The sequence below is a fragment of the Pedobacter quisquiliarum genome (genome assembly GCF_014642175.1).
Taxonomy (GTDB): Bacteria; Bacteroidota; Bacteroidia; order Sphingobacteriales; family Sphingobacteriaceae; genus Pedobacter; species Pedobacter quisquiliarum.
Genome location: NZ_BMIL01000007.1, coordinates 1 through 18,300, shown reverse-complemented (window position 1 = coordinate 18,300; position 18,300 = coordinate 1). Strand labels below are relative to the sequence as shown.

General features: G+C 47.0%; 10 protein-coding genes. 1 reads left to right on the top strand and 9 read right to left on the bottom strand.

The features are described 5' to 3' along the window. Positions 1–164 precede the first annotated feature (164 nt). Positions 165–977, top strand: coding sequence for a hypothetical protein (locus IEW69_RS11030; protein WP_188626918.1), 813 nt, complete (start codon positions 165–167; stop codon positions 975–977). Here the strand turns inward: IEW69_RS11030 and IEW69_RS11025 are convergent. From IEW69_RS11025 to IEW69_RS10985, 9 genes are all read right to left on the bottom strand, one after another. Next, the gene (locus tag IEW69_RS11025) at positions 926–1,543 is read right to left on the bottom strand and encodes a SprT-like domain-containing protein (protein ID WP_188626917.1); all 618 of its coding nucleotides are present in this window, start codon (positions 1,541–1,543) and stop codon (positions 926–928) included. The genes IEW69_RS11030 and IEW69_RS11025 overlap by 52 nt on opposite strands. A gap of 36 nt (positions 1,544–1,579) precedes the next feature. Further along, entirely contained in the window at positions 1,580–3,691 is a 2,112-nt protein-coding gene (gene feoB / locus IEW69_RS11020) for a ferrous iron transport protein B (RefSeq protein WP_188626916.1), read from the bottom strand. Positions 3,692–3,695: 4 nt separating this feature from the next. Beyond that, complete coding sequence (locus IEW69_RS11015) at positions 3,696–3,911, bottom strand: FeoA family protein (RefSeq protein ID WP_188626915.1); 216 nt, start codon at positions 3,909–3,911, stop codon at positions 3,696–3,698. Positions 3,912–4,058: 147 nt separating this feature from the next. After that, complete coding sequence (locus IEW69_RS11010; RefSeq protein ID WP_188626914.1) at positions 4,059–6,878, bottom strand: outer membrane beta-barrel family protein; 2,820 nt, start codon at positions 6,876–6,878, stop codon at positions 4,059–4,061. Between the two features lie 288 nt (positions 6,879–7,166). Continuing rightward, a complete protein-coding gene (locus tag IEW69_RS11005; RefSeq protein ID WP_188626913.1) occupies positions 7,167–7,562 on the bottom strand; it encodes a VanZ family protein in 396 nt (131 codons plus the stop codon). A gap of 3 nt (positions 7,563–7,565) precedes the next feature. After that, on the bottom strand, positions 7,566–7,946 hold the full coding sequence (gene gcvH / locus IEW69_RS11000) for a glycine cleavage system protein GcvH (protein ID WP_188626912.1): 381 nt from the start codon (positions 7,944–7,946) through the stop codon (positions 7,566–7,568). A 69-nt stretch (positions 7,947–8,015) separates the two neighbouring features. Then, positions 8,016–15,149, bottom strand: a complete 7,134-nt coding sequence (gene sov / locus IEW69_RS10995) for a T9SS outer membrane translocon Sov/SprA (protein ID WP_188626911.1) — start codon at positions 15,147–15,149, stop codon at positions 8,016–8,018. An 18-nt stretch (positions 15,150–15,167) separates the two neighbouring features. Beyond that, a complete protein-coding gene (gene ruvA / locus IEW69_RS10990) occupies positions 15,168–15,752 on the bottom strand; it encodes a Holliday junction branch migration protein RuvA (RefSeq protein ID WP_188626910.1) in 585 nt (194 codons plus the stop codon). A gap of 15 nt (positions 15,753–15,767) precedes the next feature. Further along, on the bottom strand, positions 15,768–18,059 hold the full coding sequence (locus tag IEW69_RS10985) for an NADP-dependent malic enzyme (RefSeq protein ID WP_188626909.1): 2,292 nt from the start codon (positions 18,057–18,059) through the stop codon (positions 15,768–15,770). Positions 18,060–18,300: the final 241 nt, after the last annotated feature.

The window sequence follows — 18,300 nt, the reverse complement described above, 5'->3', positions numbered from 1 at the left end:
AGCGGGTAGAGCTTAGCAGGTAGCATGGGAAAGCGTAGCGAGTAATGCCTGCAAGTAGCATGGGAAAGCGTTGTTTTAGCATGTGTTGTATTAGTATGTGTTAGCACGATGCTATGCTTACACCTTTATGAACCCCTTTTTTAATTAGACACTTTGAATTATATATGAGCTTCAAAAAAAATCTTTACAGCGCAGTTGGACTGCTTTTAATTTTTTGCAGCTGCCAGCAGCAACCCAAGCATCCACAAGCCGGGATCATCAATCAATCCTCCGCGACAGCGCTGGATGAGAAAGCTGTAATTGCATTTGCAGAAGATATTGAACATTCAAAAGCTAACCTGAAGAAGTTGTCCAGCCTGGTTTATAGCCGCGGACAGGAGAATTTCTTTGTAGAGCACTACTTCAATGATCATGGGGATCAGGTGCTCGTGGCACATCAGCAGACCTTGCCCGCCATGGCGGAATCCAGCAAGCGCTATTATTTCAGAAACGATAGTTTGATACTGGTTACTGCAAGTACGCAAGATGTTGAGGGCAATGAGAAGTCGTACGAGGAAAGCAGGACCTATCTGCGGAACTACACGGTTTTTAAAAGCGAAAGTAAGGTTGCGAATAGCGAGACCGAGCTAAGCACTGCTGCTTTTCAACCCCAGAAAGCTGGCCCTTCGGAAGATTACAAAGCTTCCGTAACCCGGCTAATGGATGCGCTGCAGCGCAGGAATGATTTTGAGTTGGTATTCGACAAGATTACCCGCTTTCCGGACGCTAACTTTATTACTTTGAAGAGCGTGAATCCTAACGGCTATACCGCACAGGTGGCACTGCAAACCGCGGATGCTTTTGTGGATAGCTTAATGCGTGACCCTTTGCATTTCAAGAACAGCAAGATCAACTTCAACTGGAAAGTGGAGGACATGCAGGCGGTTTATGTGCCTTCTGGCAGTAGTTCAACTTCCGCCAGCGGGTTGAACAGGTAGACATGTCCATTGCTTAACTGTACACATCTGAAGCGCTTTCTAAGGCGCATTCCTTTTTTAAATTTACGGCCATCTTTGATGGTGAAGACCGTGTCTTGGGGAATTTCCTCCAGGCGTACATACTTGTGCGGCATATCATACGCGCGCAGCGCTCTGGAGAGGTTTAAGTCTGTACAGCTGGAAGCCGCAGGGTTTTGCAGGTAGTTTGTAATAGCGACTTGAATATCCTGAGGAAAGAGTTTACTTTCCAGAAAGGGACTCATCATCTTTTGAAAGTTGCGTTTCCACTCCAGTCCGTGAGGTTTAACCTTATTATTATGATCATTCCAGGTCACCAGGTGCGCAAACTCATGGACAGTGGTAACGAGAAAGGCGTAAGCATTCAGGTTATTGTTCACCGAAATCTTGTGCCCTGCTTCTTTGAATGGATGGCGGTAATCGCCAAGTTTCGTGCTGCGTGTCTTGGAGATTTTGAACTCACATTGGAAATAGTCGATCCACTTGGCAATAATCGGCGCGGCCGTTGGCGGCATGTACCGTGCTAATACCTCAACCTTATCTGCCATGCTTCTTCCTTTCTCTTGATTTTACTGCAGGTTTGGTTACTTCAGCAACTGGTATGCAATTAAGCTCGCGACATAGGCCAGCGCAGTCATGTAGATGATCTGGATGATTGGCCATTTCCAGGTTTTCGTTTCACGGAAAACCACGGCGACCGTACTCATACACTGCATGGCGAAGGCGTAGAACAGCATCAGGGAAAACCCTGTAGCAAAGGTGAACACCGGTAAGCCGGTATCTGGGTTACGTGCAGCAAGCATCTTGTTGCGGATGGTTGTGCCCTCTTCCCCACCTTCTACACTGTAAATGGTGGCCATGGTGCCAACAAAGGCTTCACGCGCAGCGAAGGAGGTTACCAGCGCAATGCCGATCTTCCAGTCGAAGCCTAGTGGTTTAATCATGGGTTCCAGTACGTGGCCTAAAATGCCTGCATAGGAGTTCTCCAGCTTTTCCGCAGAGCGATCTCGCTCTAAAGTCGCAATCTCCGTCTCGATCTTCTGCGCTTCGATCTGCTCGTATTTACGGTCGATGGCCGCAAACCGTTCCGGCGGACCGTAGGTAGCAAGCACCCATAATACAATAGATATCGCAATGATGACCTTACCCGCTTCGAACACGAAGGTCCGTGATTTCTCATACATCGTGAAGATCACGTTCTTCCACCTTGGCATCCGGTAAACCGGCAGCTCCATGATGAAGTATGATTTCTCTTTGGCTTTAATGATGATTTTCATTACCCAGGCCACAAGGATTGCCGCAATAATGCTGATCAGGTACATGCCCATCAGGGTTAAACCCTGCAGGTTGATGAAGCCAAAAAGCATCTTCTCTGGTATGATGAGGGAGATGAGTAATGTGTATACCGGTAAACGTGCAGAACAGCTCACCAGTGGCGAAACCATGATGGTAATAATCCTGTCTTTCCAGTTTTCGATGTTCCTGGCGCTCATGATTGATGGTACCGCACAGGCTAAACTGCCAATCATAGGCACCACGGATTTACCGCTAAGACCGAACTTCCGCATGATTTTATCCATCATGAAAGTCACCCTGGCCATATATCCGGTATCCTCAAGTATGGAGATAAAGGCAAATAGGATGGCAATCTGCGGGATAAAGATGACGATACCGCCCAGACCAGCCAGAATGCCGTCAAGGAAAAGGTCTGTAAGCAGACCTTCCGGCAGGTGTTCATGACCATACTCGGTCAGCCAGCCGAATCCCCCTTCAATGAGGTCCATCGGGAAGGTAGACCAGGAAAATATCGCGTTGAAAATGAAGAATAGGATCAGGAAAAAGATGATGAAGCCCCAGAACCTGTTCGTTAGCACGGCATCAATCTTATCGCTGAAAGCGAACTTCCGCTTTGCGCCAGTGTCTACCACTACGCCGCTCAAGACACTGCTCAGGTAACGGTACCGGGCGATGGTTTCTGCAGCTTGCAGTTTGCTTACGTCAAAGTTGTTTATGCGCTTGATTTCCTCCAGTGCTTCATGCTCCAGTTCCGTGTATCTGCCAAGGTGTTCGTGCTGGTGCAAGACCTGCAGGCAAAGGTAGGTATGGTCGGTTTGCAGTAACTCACGGGTGTGCTGCAATGCACCCGGCGCAAGGTGATCCATATCAGCACCGGGTAACTGGGTAGCCATGGTGGTGTTCACGATGGCAGCCTTCAGCTTGTCAATACCTTGATTGCTTCTGGCAGAGATTGGCACCACCTGAACGCCAAGGCGCTCGGAAAGCTTATCAACATTGATGTCGATACCCTCCTTTTTGGCCATGTCGGTCATGTTCAAGGCAAGCAACACCGGCAGGCCCAGATCGGCGACCTGCGTATACAGCAGGAGGTTTCTACGAAGGTTCGTGGCGTCGGCAATTACGACAACAAGGTCCGGGTAACTTGGATTTGTGCTATCGGCCAGCACCTGAAAAGCAATACGCTCATCGCGGCTCTTCGGATAAAGGCTGTACGTTCCCGGAAGATCAATGATTTCGGCCTGACGGCCACCTGGAAGCTTACAGTAGCCAAGTTTCTTATCTACAGTTATCCCTGGGAAGTTTCCAATTTTCTGGTTTAAACCAGTAAGTATGTTAAATAACGTTGATTTTCCCGTATTAGGATTACCAACTAAGGCAATTTTAATAGTGGACGTCAAGATTCTATTCGATTATAATAACTGAAGCTTCAGTTTTACGTAAACATAGCTGATATCCTGCAACGCGGATCGCAATAGGATCGCCAAGTGGCGCAATGCGTTCAACTTCTACAACTTCTCCCGGAAGGCAGCCCATCTCTATCAGTTTTACAGACATTTCAAGATCCGTAAATTCTACTATTGTACCGCTTTGTCCTGGAGTTAATTGTGACAGTTTCATATCGTGAATTAGTGGGCAATTTAGCCTTTATCTATAATAATTCCAAATAAAGCCCTTTGATTTGCCCTGCTACCATGAATATTACAAAACTTGTATAAACGCAAAAAGCCACTGAAAGTGGCTTTTTGCTAAGATAATGTACGCTGATTACATGCGCGTTCTGCCGCCGCCACCTGGACCGCCCATGCCTGGACCTCGTCTGCCCTGGCCTTCCATGTTCGCGTCCATGTTCTTTCCGCCCATTCTATTTAGCGAGTAGGTGAAGGAAACCATGTAGTATCTCTTTAGTACATTGAAGTTTAGATCCGTAATGGTGTTGTCGTTACTGGTTCTAAGGATTCCTTTGTTCTGGTTCAATGCGTCATTAACGGCAAGTTTGAAAGTACCGCGGTTCTTGAAGAACTGCTTGCTTACATAGCCATTCAGTAAGGTAAACTTGGTGTCAAATGCTTCACCACGACCGGTATTCTGGAAGTAATCTACATCTGCCGCAAGGCGGATATTACCAGGGAACACATAACTGATGTCCAATGTAGGGTTCAAAGTATAGTAAGTGGTGTTCTGAGCTGGCTGCGCCGAGTAAGTTGCACGGTTCAGGGAACCATTAATGCCAGCAGTGAAGTCGAACTTGTCAAAAGTTGCAACCACTTTATAGCCGTTGGTTAAACTTACATCATTGGTCACGTTTTCCAGTCCACGGGTGATGTTCACGCCTCTTGCGTAAGATCCCCCAAGGTTGATGTTCAGGTTCAGCTTGTTTCCAGGGATGATCGGTAAGCCTACGCTACCAAACACATTCCCCTGGTACACGCCGTCCACGTTAATCGGACGTACAGCAATCTTACCGAAGTTCTCATCGTTTTCATCTGTGATGATTGAGCTGTTGTTACCAAAAGCATTTACCGTCTGGTTGATGTTTGCGAAGACAAACAATGAACGGTAGTTCTTAAAGTCGAAGTTGTTATAGAAAATACTCAGGTTGTTGGTAAATGATGGCTTCAACTCGGGGTTACCGATCGCAATGGTCTGCGTGTTGGAGTTATCAAGTACCGGTTGGATTTGTGAGATCGATGGCTGTTGTGTTCTACCGCGATAGTTCAGGCGTAGACGCTTACTGTTGCTGAAAGTATAGCGGAACTGCGCACTTGGTGTCAGGTTATAGAAGTTCTGGTTGATGATGTTTCCTGTGCTTAAGTTCTCGTTCTTACGGTCGGTGTTCTGTACCGCTAAGCCCGCATTCCAGGTGTACTTTTTAGCGTTCTGATTGAAACTAAAGCCCAATGCGTTGGTGAATGTGGTATTCTCATAAGCATTGGTGTATGTTGGATCTATTAGGTCGTACTTCGATGTAACGTCGTTGAAGTTGTAAGTCAGTCGTTCGGAGTTATCGTAATTGTAACGGTTCTCGTAGTTCAGCTCCAGGCTCATTGTCTTAGAAAGCGGCTCCGTGTAAACTAACCTTGAGGTATTACCAAAAGATTTTCCATCCTGATCGTTAAACTGGTTGGTAAACTCCTGGGAAGTACCAGTCACATTAGTTGTGTTGTTTTCTATTCTGTTGTAGTTTTCTGAGTCGCTATTGTTAATATTTGTGTTTACGTTCAGGGATAATGTTCTTCCCGGACGCATAAACTTCCTTCTCAATAGTAAGTTATTCGACAAGGATGGCGTGGTGCCTTTGTTCTCAAAGTTCTGCGTACCTACAGTTGTGTATTCGTTATAGTTGTTGATGTAAGCGTTACTACGAACCAGGTCTGTGTTCGAGTAACTGAAGTTCGGCTGAATACGAATTGAAGTTAAAGAATCCAGCTGGGTATCAAACAAGAAGTTCAAACGGTGATTTAAACGTTCCGTTGTGCTTCTCAGATCTTCGTCGAAAGTTGTAACGGTGTTCCCAAGTAAGTTCTGACGGAAGCTGTTCTGTTCATTGAACAAAGAAGTATTGTTAAAGAAATAGCTACCGTTAAACTGGGTTTTCCCGCTGTTGTAAACGTCTGCGAAGTTAAAACCAGCTGCATTGGTTGTGGTAATACCTTGTTGAGTAGCGCCACCGCCACCCATCATGCCACCACGGCCACCGCCACCAAACCCGCCGCCACCTCCGCCACCGAAGCTCTGCTTGTTGACGTTGTTGAACTGCGCAACCACTGACATCTGCTGATCACCATTAAACTTGTTCACGTTGATGTTCGCGTCATAGCGGTCATCCGTACCATAGCCTACAGTAGAATTTCCAAAGAAACCTTTCTTTTTATCTTTTCTCGTGGTGATGTTAATAATCTTCTCCCGGTTACCATCATCGATGCCAGTAAACTGCGCCTGATCGGACAGTTGATCAATCACCTGGATTTTATCAATCATATCCGCAGGCAGGTTTTTAGTTGCCAGTAAAGGATCATTTCCGAAGAACTCCTTACCATCAACTTTAACCCTGGTGATTCTTTCACCCTGTGCTTTTACAGATCCATCCTTGTCCACCTCCATACCCGGAACCTTTTTTAGCACATCTTCAACCACGGCATTTTCCCGCACTTTGAATGAGCTTGCATTAAACTCCAGTGTATCCTTTTTCACAATCACCGGAGGCGCGTCGCCTTTAATCTCAACGGTGTTTAGGTTTAAACCATCGTCAGCCATGGCAAGCGTACCAATGTTTACACTGCTGGCAGCCGGTGTTACGGTAAATTCTTTGTTTGTGTTCTTTAAGCCAAGGTAGGCAACATACAAACGGTATGCTCCTGGAGCAAGATTTTTGATAGTAAATACACCTTGTGCATTGGTGGTTGTCGTGCCGACCACACTTGAATCTTTGAGGCTTCTGACAGCGACTGTAGCATATTCTACGGCCGACTGGTCTTTGGCATTGCTAATCTTTCCGGTAACAGAACCAATCTTGTCCTGCGCCCGGGCACAAAAGCCGATAAGTAAAAAGAGAAATAGTGTAAAGGGTTTCGTAAAAGTTTTCATGTATGACCTATTGTAAAAGTACCCCAATAAGACTACACAAACCCTTTAAGGTTTACTAAACGATATTAAATTAAAGGTAACATTTAAAATACACAGCCCAAGAAAATGCCCCATGTGTAAAAGTGTGTGAACAAGCACTGTTAACACACTGAAGATAAATACGGTTAGCTAAGCGTCGAATGCGCCTTAACTTTACTGCTGCTCACTTTAGGGCAGTCACATCCGGATTTAAAAATGCTGCATGCCGTTAAACTACTTAACAAACATACCGCAAGGAAGACTTTTAAGCTATTTTTCATAATCCATTTTATGTAGAAGGACATAGCTGAATACGCCCATAAATACGCCAATCATATCGCAACCAAAATCCCACCATTCTGCCGAGCGGTAGGTAAAGAACGTTGCTTGTAGTACCTCAATTCCGGCGCCAATAAATCCGGTAATTAGTATAATTTTAAAGATGGTCAGTGAGCGAAAGCGGTAGTTATGCTGATAGTTAATTTTCCCATAAAACATCAGCACCGTTAGTACATAGAAAACGCCCAGGTGTACCAGCTTATCAAATCCGACAAAGAAAAAGCCGCTGTTTGTCGCGCCATCTGTACGCATACAGCATATAATTAAAATAAGAAGTGTCCAGGCAATTGCCCATGCCTGGTACTTCAATTCTTTTATTAGCTGCATGTATTAAGCGCCGATTAGTGCCTGGTAAGCTTCAGCATCTAATAAACCGTCAAGATCTGCAGGGTTCGAAAGGGTAACTTTAACCATCCAGCCTTCACCGTAAGCATCTGTATTAACAAGCTCCGGGTTATCATTTAAAGCAGGATTGGTCTCCAGAATTGTTCCGGTAACCGGCATGAAAAGATCAGACACCGTTTTAACAGCTTCTACTGTTCCGAAAACATCATCTGCAGCAACTTCATCACCAACGGTATTGATGTCAACATAAACAATGTCGCCAAGCTCACGCTGTGCGAAATCCGTGATCCCAATAATGGCCTGATCACCATCAACCTTAACCCATTCGTGGTCTTTCGTGTATTTCAACTCTGCTGGAAAATTCATATCGTATTAGTTTTTTTCAAAGGTAATTAATCTGGTCCTTTATGCAAATGTTAATTCGTGCCGCAAATGCTAGTTTAGCGTTACGCGAAGGCTGAAACCGAAGTTGCTGTAAGCGGTATTATAACTCAAAGAGGTATATGGTTTAGTGATGTTCGAATCATAAAACAAGCGCACATTTAATCGCTGATTCAACATGTAATCCACACTTGGGCGCAGGGCGATGTTTTTCGCACCCGATGAAACTTCTGCCACATCCACATCACCCCGGTAAATCACCGTCTTATTATCCCGTACGGCAACATCAAGTTTGATGTCCATTGTATTGTCCATCCGCACCTGCTGAAATAATCCGAATGGAAATCTGAAGCGGTTGGTCCGATAGCCGAGTCCAAAAACCATGTTGTTTTCCGACAACTGTGCCAGTTGATTGTTGCCTAGGCTCAAACCTAGCAAGCGGTTCTTCCCAATCTCAAAGTTCGCCGTCAGATTGTTCTTCAGGCGGGTATCCACCCCGATCAGTGGCGCAAATTGTTCCGTGATGGTCACCTGGCTGTACTGCAATGCCGGCAGGAAGTTGTTGTTCAAATCCCTGCTGCTCACGCTGCCACCGATTTCCTGATACTGCTGCAGCGAGTTGAAGTTGTTCACTGCGTAAGTTGCGCGGTAAGAATGCCTGATGTCGATCGATTTGAAGGTCTCCTGCATAAAGCCCAGTCTGGACAGGCCACCGTAATTGATCCGCCAGTTTGGTAATGGGATCTTTGGAAAACCTTTCAGGCGCACGGCGGATGCATCTTTCCCGGTATATGCCGCCACAAAAGCAGCTACCAGCACATCCTGCGCCTGCTCATTATAGCCATCTGCAAATACACCATTGCTGCCATTGGAGTTCCCGTTCTGCGCACCCAGTCGTTGCGAAACAACCGCTCGGTTCGCCATAAACTGCCTGTACAATCCGGAAGTTGTACTGCCATTCTTATCCGAGAACGCGGTTTTCAGCGAGATGAAAGAGATGTTATAGTCCCCTGTGGTATATGGACTCAAATTCTCAAAGCCACCACGTTCGTTACTGTAACGGAAGTTGCTGGAGAAGTTCATCGTTCTGTTGCGGTTGGCCGTGAGCGTAATCCTCAAATCGCGTAAAGGTTCAACGGTGCTCGTCAAGCTGAGGTCCTCCCGAAGGGTGTTCACGTACAATTGCGACTGCAGCGTATCATTGGTCAGCCATCCTCTTGCTAAAGCGCTGGCGCGCAGGTCACGCTGACTGCCAAATACAAAGCCCAGGCCAGGTGCACCCGTCACATCATCCATCCCCAGGTAGTCAGATTCCGGTAAATAGCCCGGCAGGAACGTACCCTTGGTCTGGGTAAATGCAGCATTCACCGTCTTCACGCTGGTCAATAAACCAATGAAGAATCGTCCCGCGGAAGCTTCTTTTGCTGCACTTAAGCGCTTGATGAAGCCAAACTTGTTATACAGAGCATTCAAGTTTAAAGTTGGATTAACCTGAATGTTCCGCGAGTTCTGTATCGTGTTACCAAGATTTACGTTCGGGTCGCGCAAGGTCGAAAGTGGTTCTGTCTGCCAGTTAAAGTTCGTGCCGTAGCGGGTAGCCACATTGATCCAGTTCAAGCCGGGAATCTTGTTGATCGGCACATTGTACGTAATGTTCAGGTCGTGATTGTAATCCGTGGTTCTGCCAAGGCGCTTCAGGTTCTGCCATAGCGTATCCGTTTTCAGTCCATTGATCCGCCCGTCCGGTTCATCGATAATGGAGTAATTCGTCGCATCAAAGTCCAGCGTCAAAGAACGCGTCAGGTTCCAGGAAATGCCGTAGACACGCGTTACCAGAAAGTTCTTGTTGTAAGTCGTATTGATCGGAATGGAATTCCCGGGATCATTGTTCCGCAGGCTGTTCTCTGAATAGTAACGGTCGAAATCAATCCTGAAATTGATGGCGCTTGGCAGCAGGCTGAAGTTGATGTCCCGCAATAAGGCCAGCGTGTTCGACTTAATCAGCTTCTCAAACGGCTGGTAAGACCTTGCCGGTGCGGCATACCGGTACGCTAAAGATGCGCGGTAACTCTGCTGAATGTTCTGCTCATTGATGAAATCACGATGGTAATACCGCGTATAAGCATAACTCAGATTAAAGTTCTCAATGTCCCATAGCCGCACTTTCTGCTCGGGATCGGTACGTTCCTTATGTATGTTGTTAAAATTAATGCTGTTCCTGGTCGTATAATCCTGTGCATAGTTCAGGATGTTCTTTTTCTCCGCCTTTGAAGCACCATCAAGTGCATTTTTAAGTTCAATGTCTGGCGTCCTTGGATCATACTGCGGCGTACTGATCTGCGCAGAGGAACTTACAAACATCGGTATCACCAAACCGCTTTTCCGCGGGAAAAACCTTCCAAGCTCCAGATTAGAGGATACATCAAAAAACGTGTGATCTGCCCTGTTCCGCTCAGAAACTCTCTTTTCAATAGATCCAAAGCCGATGGTCGATTTACTCGCAGAGATCTGAATGTCGCCGAAATCAGCAAGCTTCGCCGACATGCCAGCCGTTGCTGCCCAGCCACCCCGTTCATCAAACTCGGTTAGTCGCAGTTCATTGAACCAGATCTCGGCATCCTTCTCCAGCCCATCATCCCCTTGTCGCAGGTCCGGATTTCGCAATGGATTTTTCAGCCCTAACATGTACAGCCGCACCTTGCTCATGTCTGGCTGCCCTTTCACCGTAATCGTACTATTGCCATCGGTGTAATCATAAGGAATGTTAATCGGCCATGCCTGCCCATTGGGCAGCACGGCATTGTTCCGGGCGATCTTTGCCCTCTGAAACAGCTCCAGCTCAATGTCTATCTTGTTCCGGTCCGGCCAGATGGCGTTTGGATCACTGGTGTTCGGCTGCGTCACATACAACGGCTTGGTATATTCGTAGTAGTTATCCTGGTTGTCGGTCCCCAGCATAATGAATGCGCTTACATCAAGATCGTTCAGCACCCTGCTGCCAAGGGCTTCCATGTGCACATACATCTCCAGTCTTTTGTAAGACCTGAAGTCATTGGTACCGGTCTTGAAAGTTGCGCGCCCATAACCATCACGCAGGTTACGCACGATGAACGACAACGATTGTTCATTCTGACGGGTGTCACCACGATAATTACTATAGTCCCGCTCCCGCTCGATGCCTGGCGGCACAACATACGGAATGGGCGATCTTTTTCCATTCTCCTCTATGTTTACCGTTGCCAGCTCAACACTGGAGTTATCCGGTGCAGCAGGTACCAGCGCAGGATCTACAATCAACTCCGCTGCCGTATTGTTCGCATTGTACTGCCGCCAATCGCCGCGCACCAGCTGTATCCTCGCAAATCGTAAAACCGCCGTATCTGCGAAATTCGTCAGGAACATCCGGATGAAGCGAATCGACTTAAAGTCCTGTATGTTCCCAACCTTTTGCTCGTAGTTCGCCAAGGGTATGCGAACCTGGTACCAGGTCACCGGCTGCGTCTGACCATTTGCAAGCTTTACCTGTGACACGACTTTATCGGTTATGTAGTTCCGGCCGACCTCAAGATCTGCAGGGCGCATCGAAACTTTGTACTGAAAGTACTCGTCCGACTGCGTCATGTTGTTATCCCTGTTCACATCTTCGCCATCCGGTAAAGATGTAGATGCTGCATTCTCCAATCCCAAATCAGCCATAGCCTGCTGTGCGGTCTTTGAATTGCCTTCTGGCCCGTTATAATTTTCATAACGCTTCAATATGCCGGCGCGCGCCTGATCCAGTGCCGGTCCGCGATAAAAGGTGAAGTTGTCCGATGATGGATCTGCAGTCATGGCCAAGGCAGCGTCCGGATTCAGCTGTGCTTTAATCTGGTCCAGCGCCGCATTGAACTTCTGCTGCTCCTGCAGGTCAGACAAGCCGTCCAGGCCCACATCCTGTGCTCGCCGCGCATCCGGATTGTTATCAAACGCCTGTACCACCGGTTGAAGTTTTGGCACCCTGCCCCACCTGGTTTCATCGAACTTACTCGGATCATTGTCCGCCGGCAGACCGTTCTCCAGCGACTTACGTCCGTCTTTCAAGATGTCCTCCGAGATGTTCCCCAGATTGAAGTACAAATCACCAGCATTCGTATTGTTCGGCTTGTAGATGTTGGGGTCCATCATCCAAAGCTCCAGGTATTCGATGTTCAAAGATTCAAAGTCATTACTCTCAATTTTACGGAATAAACCGCCCCAACGTGAACGCGGATTGTTCAGGCGACCATCAGCACCGAAGCCTGTTGGTGCATAGTTGTAAGGTCCACGCAGATTTGGATAGAACGCCACATCGAGTGTCGGTAAATTCACCGCAAGTCCGGTCAGCGTCTCTTTAAAAGGGAACACTTCCTGTTCTATAATTTCCCGCACATAGTGATTGGAAAGTTCATTGCGGTCCGTCCGGATGTTCGCCGGAATATTAGCACCATCCCGATTGTAGAAACTGGGATCAATATTGTAAAAAGCAACCTTAGCCCTGTTGTAACCATAACCTAAGTCGTCGACCAGCTGTGCTTCCGGAAACAACTGCGGCGTACCCGAAAGCTGCCATGCCAAAGCACTTTTCAAGTCAATCACCGAACGCGCAGCTTCAAAGTCGTCCAGGTAACTGGTTCCACCTTTTCGGCCATTCGCATTCAACGCCTTCGGGTGCCCCGGAATTAACTGCGCAAATTCACCTAAAAACGTTACCGCCGAAGGGGCTTTCGTAGAAATGAATGGCAGCTTATCCACCATGCGCGTCAAAAAGCGGGACGGACTGCTGTAATTAAAGTCCATGCCCCACATGGTATTATTGATCGGCTCCTCGCCATAGTTCACCTTAGCCGTCAGCGGCTTTTCTGAAAGGTTCATAATGGTAGCACCAAGGTTTAGTTTGTTGTTCGCCCGGTAGTCGAAGCGTGTGCCAAACAGCGATCGTTGCTGCAGACCAAAAAGCTCATTGTTCTCCGTCGTGATCCGTATTGGCTGCCCGGAACTCAGTATTGCCGTATTCAGGATCTTCACCCGCCCAGCCATGTAATCCACGGTGAAGTCGTTCCCTTCCTGCAAAGGAATATTCCCAGCGAAAACCCGTACAGAACCTTCCGGTACGTTTATGGAATTCAGACTGAAGTCTGACGACACCTCGCTCTGGTAATTACCTTTTAGGACATAGCGGTTCTGCTTGGTGAACAGCTGTCGGGCAACTACTTGTGTCGAGTCATACAATGCGGGATAGGTGTATTTCGCAGCAAGCAAAGCCTCCGCAGGACTGAACTGTGCCGCCAGATCACGTCCAAAGGGCTCAACAACCGGAAAGATAATCCTGCCGTTTAAAGGATCAATGGTAATGTAACCTTTTCGGCTCTGCATGGCGAAGCCAGACAGTGAAGCATTAGAAGAAGTATTGCTGCTCGTGCCGAAGGGCTGGTCCTCCGCCTGGAAATCAAAAAAGCCATCCGGTTTCTTCTCATCTTGGGGGTTCAGCCGGTCCAATCCGGTAAGATCTATCCACAACCGGTTCTGCGTACGCTGCCCCTCGGTAATGGCGGGTCTTTCGATACCCGAGCTTTCGTCAATCCGGAAGATATCTAATTTAAACTGCTGTTGGGAAATCTGGTAGCCGCCAATGGCATAGATGTTCTTCATCATCAGATCCCAAGTCGGCAGATTGGTTTTAATGGTCTCGTTCTTCAGCAACTTGGCATATAAAACATTGGGCGTCCCCTGATTGAAAGAAACGTCTGTCGAGAACTCCCCCACCTGATATTCTACGCCATTGAAAGTATAACGGTAAGCCACTGCCAGCACCTCATCTGCATTCAAAGCATTGTTCAAAGAGATGTAGCCAAGTTGCGGATGGAAGCTGTACTCCCGATCGGTAAGTTTTCTCGCGTAGGTCAGCCGCGCGAAGTTGTCCGTCGCACCATTGGCCTGAAAGAAGGATATCACCTCGTTGGAATTGGTAAAGCGTGCAGCTGCAGGCAGTCTTTCCAGCAAATTGTTGGAAGCTCGAGGAAAATTTGGCGCGATGAAGCCGGACGGCACGGCCGAATAGCCTGCACCGCCCTGAATCAGGGCCGTATTATAGGGATTGTTTTCCCCCAGGTCCAAAAACCCGAGTACATCCCTGGAGTCTGTGGTGTTACCCGTTTTGTTGGTAATCCAGACTTCTATCTTCGTGATGTTTACACCGGAGTTGATGGTCGGCGGGTTCGCCAGTGCGCTGTTGTAATTGTTCCTGAAGTATTGCGCCAGAAAGTAGTGCTTGTTGGCTTCATATGCATCGCCACTGATCCGGAACTCGTTCTGCTGTGCACCATTCGCGATCCGGATCTCCCGCGATTGGGACTTCTGCTGACTGAACACACTGGTCGCGGTCAATTTGCCGAACTGCAATTGTGTTTTCACACCGAACAGCGCCTGCGTACCGGTAATCAGGCTGGTATTTAAAGGCAGACTTACATTACCGGCTTCTATCTTTTTGATGATGTCATCCTCGCCACCGGTATAATCCAGTTTAATCTGGTTTTCAAAGTCAAACTGTGCTTCCGTGTTGTAATTCATGTTTAGCTTCAACTTCGTGCCGATATTACCGATCACATCCATTTGAATGCGCTGGTTGATGTCGAAGTTGGTTTGCACACGCTGCCGCTCATTAAACAGCGGATTTTCGTTCTTATTTACCCGGCCGAGCACCGTAAATTCCGCTTCTCCACGAGGCTGGATGTCTATGGTATTCCCACCAAACAAGCGCTCAAAGGTTCTGCTGTTTACTGTAAGGGGTGGCAATATGCCGGTCCTGCGGTAGTCAGTGACTTCTGTATCCGAGAAGCTCCGCCAGTGCTGCGCCTTAATTTCCGCGTCCATCAAGCGTTGGTACTCATCTATGCTAAGGTATTGTGGATTACCGAGGAGGCGATCGCCAATCCGGTTTCTGATGATGTATTGTTTGTTGATGGGGTCGTACTCTACTTCCCGTTTAAAGAGTCCGGGTAAGGGGCTATATTGCTTAACGCTGTCCCGAATGCCAAGTCGTACCTTTTCCCATATCCCGAAAGAATTCCTTACGCTATCAGAATTGGTTCTTCCAGGTCTCACTTGCGCGTAAACCTGTTGTATGCCAAAAGAAATAACCAAAAATAAAATTAAGGTAGCTGTTTTTCTCAATAGCAATAAGGTAAATAATTATAGGTTTTTTAGGGCAATCTTGATCATTTCTTGAACTGTCAGATCTGTGCCGCCACTCTTCACGGCCTGATCCAATACCTTCTCTGCAGGTTGTTTTGCAAAGCCAAGCATCATCAATGCCGAGAGCGCTTCTTCTCTGACTGTCGTATTCAGTGGTGCCGCGATCAGTGATCCCGTACCTTCTTTCTTAAGTTTATCTTGTAATTCCAACACCAGACGTTGGGCCGATTTCGCACCGATGCCCTTTATGCGTTGGATAAGTGGCAGGTCGCCATTTACGATAGCTGCCTGAATTTCGTTGGGCGTAATGGATGACAACATCATCCGGCCTGTGTTTGGACCAATACCCGATACGGAAATCAGATGAAGGAAAAGCCTGCGCTCTCCTTCATCTGCAAACCCGTATAAAGTATGTGCATCTTCTTTAATATGTAACCAGGTGTACACTTTGCAGCGTTCCTGATCAGCCAGCAAGCTGTAGGTGTTCAACGAAATATTGATGTGATAACCGATCCCCCCGGCTTCAACAACAATATAGGCCGGACATTTGAACGTTAACTTACCATCAATATAGTCGAACATGAGCGTTTGCTGTTTTTAGTTATTTTGTTTTGCTGCTGCTTCTTCCTCTTTCACTTGTACATCCACTACAGCAATGGTTACCATGTTTACGATCTCTCTTACAGAGCTACCCAGTTGCACAATGTGCACCGGCTTACGCGTACCAAGCAAAATCGGACCTACCGCTTCTGCACCACCAAGTTCCTGTAAAAGCTTGTAAGCAATGTTTCCAGACTCCAGATTCGGGAATACCAGCGTATTTGCCGGTGCATCTGCCAACCTGCTGAATGGGAAGTTATCCTTCAACAAGTCATTGTTCATGGCGAAGTTTCCTTGCATCTCACCGTCTACCAGTACATCAGGATGTTTTTCATGCAGGATCTTCACCGCCTTTTTCACTTTATCAGGCACGGTACCACGGTTTGAGCCGAAGTTAGAGTAAGATAATAAAGCGATTCTTGGCTGGATGTTGAACTTGCGCACCGCACTGTTCATCAATAAAGTAAGGTCTACAAGTTCTTCAACCGTAGGATCAACGTTCACCGTGGTATCGCCAAAGAATACAGGACCTTTTTTGGTCATCATCATATACATACCCGCAACGCGGTTCACGCCATCTTCAATACCGATAACATGAAGCGCCGGCTTAATGGTGCTTGCATAATTCTTGGTCAAACCAGAAATCATGGCATCTGCCTCACCAAACTCCACCATGGAAGCACCGAAGTAGTTGCGATCGCGCATCAGCTTCCCTGCATCCAGTTGTGTAAGGCCTTTACGTTGTCTTTTCTTGAACAATGCATCCGCAAACTTCTTGCTGCGTTCCGGCTCCTGCATTGGATCGATGATCTCTACCCCATCCAGTTCAAGCGCATGCTCTTCAATGATCTGGCTGATGATCGTTTTATTTCCCAATAAAATGGGAATGGCAATGTGCTCTTCTTTTACAATCTGAGCAGCTTTTAAGATTTTATAGTTATCGGCTTCAGCGAAAACAACACGCTTTGCAGCAGATTTCGCGCGACTGGTTACCGCACGCATAATCGCGTCTTCACCACCTAAACGGCCTTTTAACTCTTCTTTGTAAGCATCCCAGTCGGTAATTACCTTTCTGGCAACACCCGATTCGATCGCTGCTTTCGCAACTGCGGAAGAAACGTTCGTCATCAAACGCAAGTCCATCGGTTTCGGAATGATATAATCACTTCCAAACTTCAGGTTCTTGGCATTGTAAGCCATATTAACCGCTTCTGGAACCGATTTCTTAGCCAAGTCTGCAATCGCATGTACTGCCGCGATCTTCATGGCCTCATTAATTGTAGTTGCTCGAACATCCAGCGCACCGCGGAAGATGTACGGGAAACCCAATACGTTGTTCACCTGGTTAGGATAATCCGAACGGCCAGTAGCCATAATTAAATCTTCACGTGAGCTGATAGCAAGTTCATAAGCGATTTCCGGGTTCGGGTTTGCCATGGCAAAAACGATAGGATTCTTAGCCATAGACTTCAACATCTCAACCGTAACACAATCCGCAGATGAAAGTCCGATAAATACATCAGCATCAGCCATTGCTTCTGCAAGGGTATCGATCTCGCGTGTGGTTGCAAATTCAGCTTTAATGGCATCCAGATTGGCGCGTGATGCACGGATCACACCTGTACGATCAAGCATCACCACGTTTTCTTTTTTAGCACCTATTGACACATATAAACGTGTGCAGGAGATTGCTGCCGCACCAGCGCCATTTACAACGATCTTAACGTCTTCAAGGTTTTTACCCTGTAGCTCGCAAGCGTTTAACAATGCTGCTGCAGAAATGATAGCCGTTCCGTGCTGATCATCATGCATCACCGGGATGTTCATGACTTCTTTCAGTCTGCGTTCAATTTCAAAACATTCGGGTGCCTTAATGTCTTCCAGGTTTACACCACCGAAAGTTGGCTCAAGGGCCTTAACGATATTTACGAACTCATCTATATTCTTGGTATTCAACTCCAGGTCGAATACATCAATATCTGCGAAAATTTTAAAAAGAAGGCCTTTACCTTCCATAACGGGTTTACTCGCTTCCGGACCGATGTCTCCAAGTCCAAGCACCGCTGTACCATTACTGATTACAGCAACAAGGTTTCCCTTTGCGGTATATTTGTAAACATCTTCAGTGTGATCAGCAATACGCAGACACGGCTCTGCTACACCTGGAGAGTATGCTAAAGTTAAATCTCTCTGTGATGCGGTAGGTTTGGTTGGTATAACCTGAATTTTACCTGGTCTACCCTGCGCGTGATAATCTAATGCATCTTGCTTCTTATTCGTTTTACTCATTATACTTCCTTCTTTTACTAATGCTTCTTATTGTATACTTCGTCAAAGAGCAAAGTTACAATTCTTTTATCCGGCAAGCACAATAAAATTCAAGGTATTGACATGCAGCAGGATGACAGGTAGTCATAAAAACACAGCTGCTATAGGAATGTAGCAATTTCAAAAACCTGTATATACAAGAAAAGCCTGCAAGTTTTCACTTACAGGCTTTCTTTAAGATTTGGCACCGACCTACTCTCCC

Bases quoted from the DNA above. Each gene is read 5' to 3' on its own strand.
- IEW69_RS11030 (WP_188626918.1), top strand. From the start codon at position 165: ATGAGCTTCAAAAAAAATCTTTACAGCGCAGTTGGACTGCTTTTAATT.
- IEW69_RS11025 (WP_188626917.1), bottom strand. From the start codon at position 1,543: ATGGCAGATAAGGTTGAGGTATTAGCACGGTACATGCCGCCAACGGCC.
- IEW69_RS11015 (WP_188626915.1), bottom strand. From the start codon at position 3,911: ATGAAACTGTCACAATTAACTCCAGGACAAAGCGGTACAATAGTAGAA.
- IEW69_RS11010 (WP_188626914.1), bottom strand. From the start codon at position 6,878: ATGAAAACTTTTACGAAACCCTTTACACTATTTCTCTTTTTACTTATC.
- IEW69_RS11005 (WP_188626913.1), bottom strand. From the start codon at position 7,562: ATGCAGCTAATAAAAGAATTGAAGTACCAGGCATGGGCAATTGCCTGG.
- gcvH (WP_188626912.1), bottom strand. From the start codon at position 7,946: ATGAATTTTCCAGCAGAGTTGAAATACACGAAAGACCACGAATGGGTT.
- ruvA (WP_188626910.1), bottom strand. From the start codon at position 15,752: ATGTTCGACTATATTGATGGTAAGTTAACGTTCAAATGTCCGGCCTAT.
- IEW69_RS10985 (WP_188626909.1), bottom strand. From the start codon at position 18,059: ATGAGTAAAACGAATAAGAAGCAAGATGCATTAGATTATCACGCGCAG.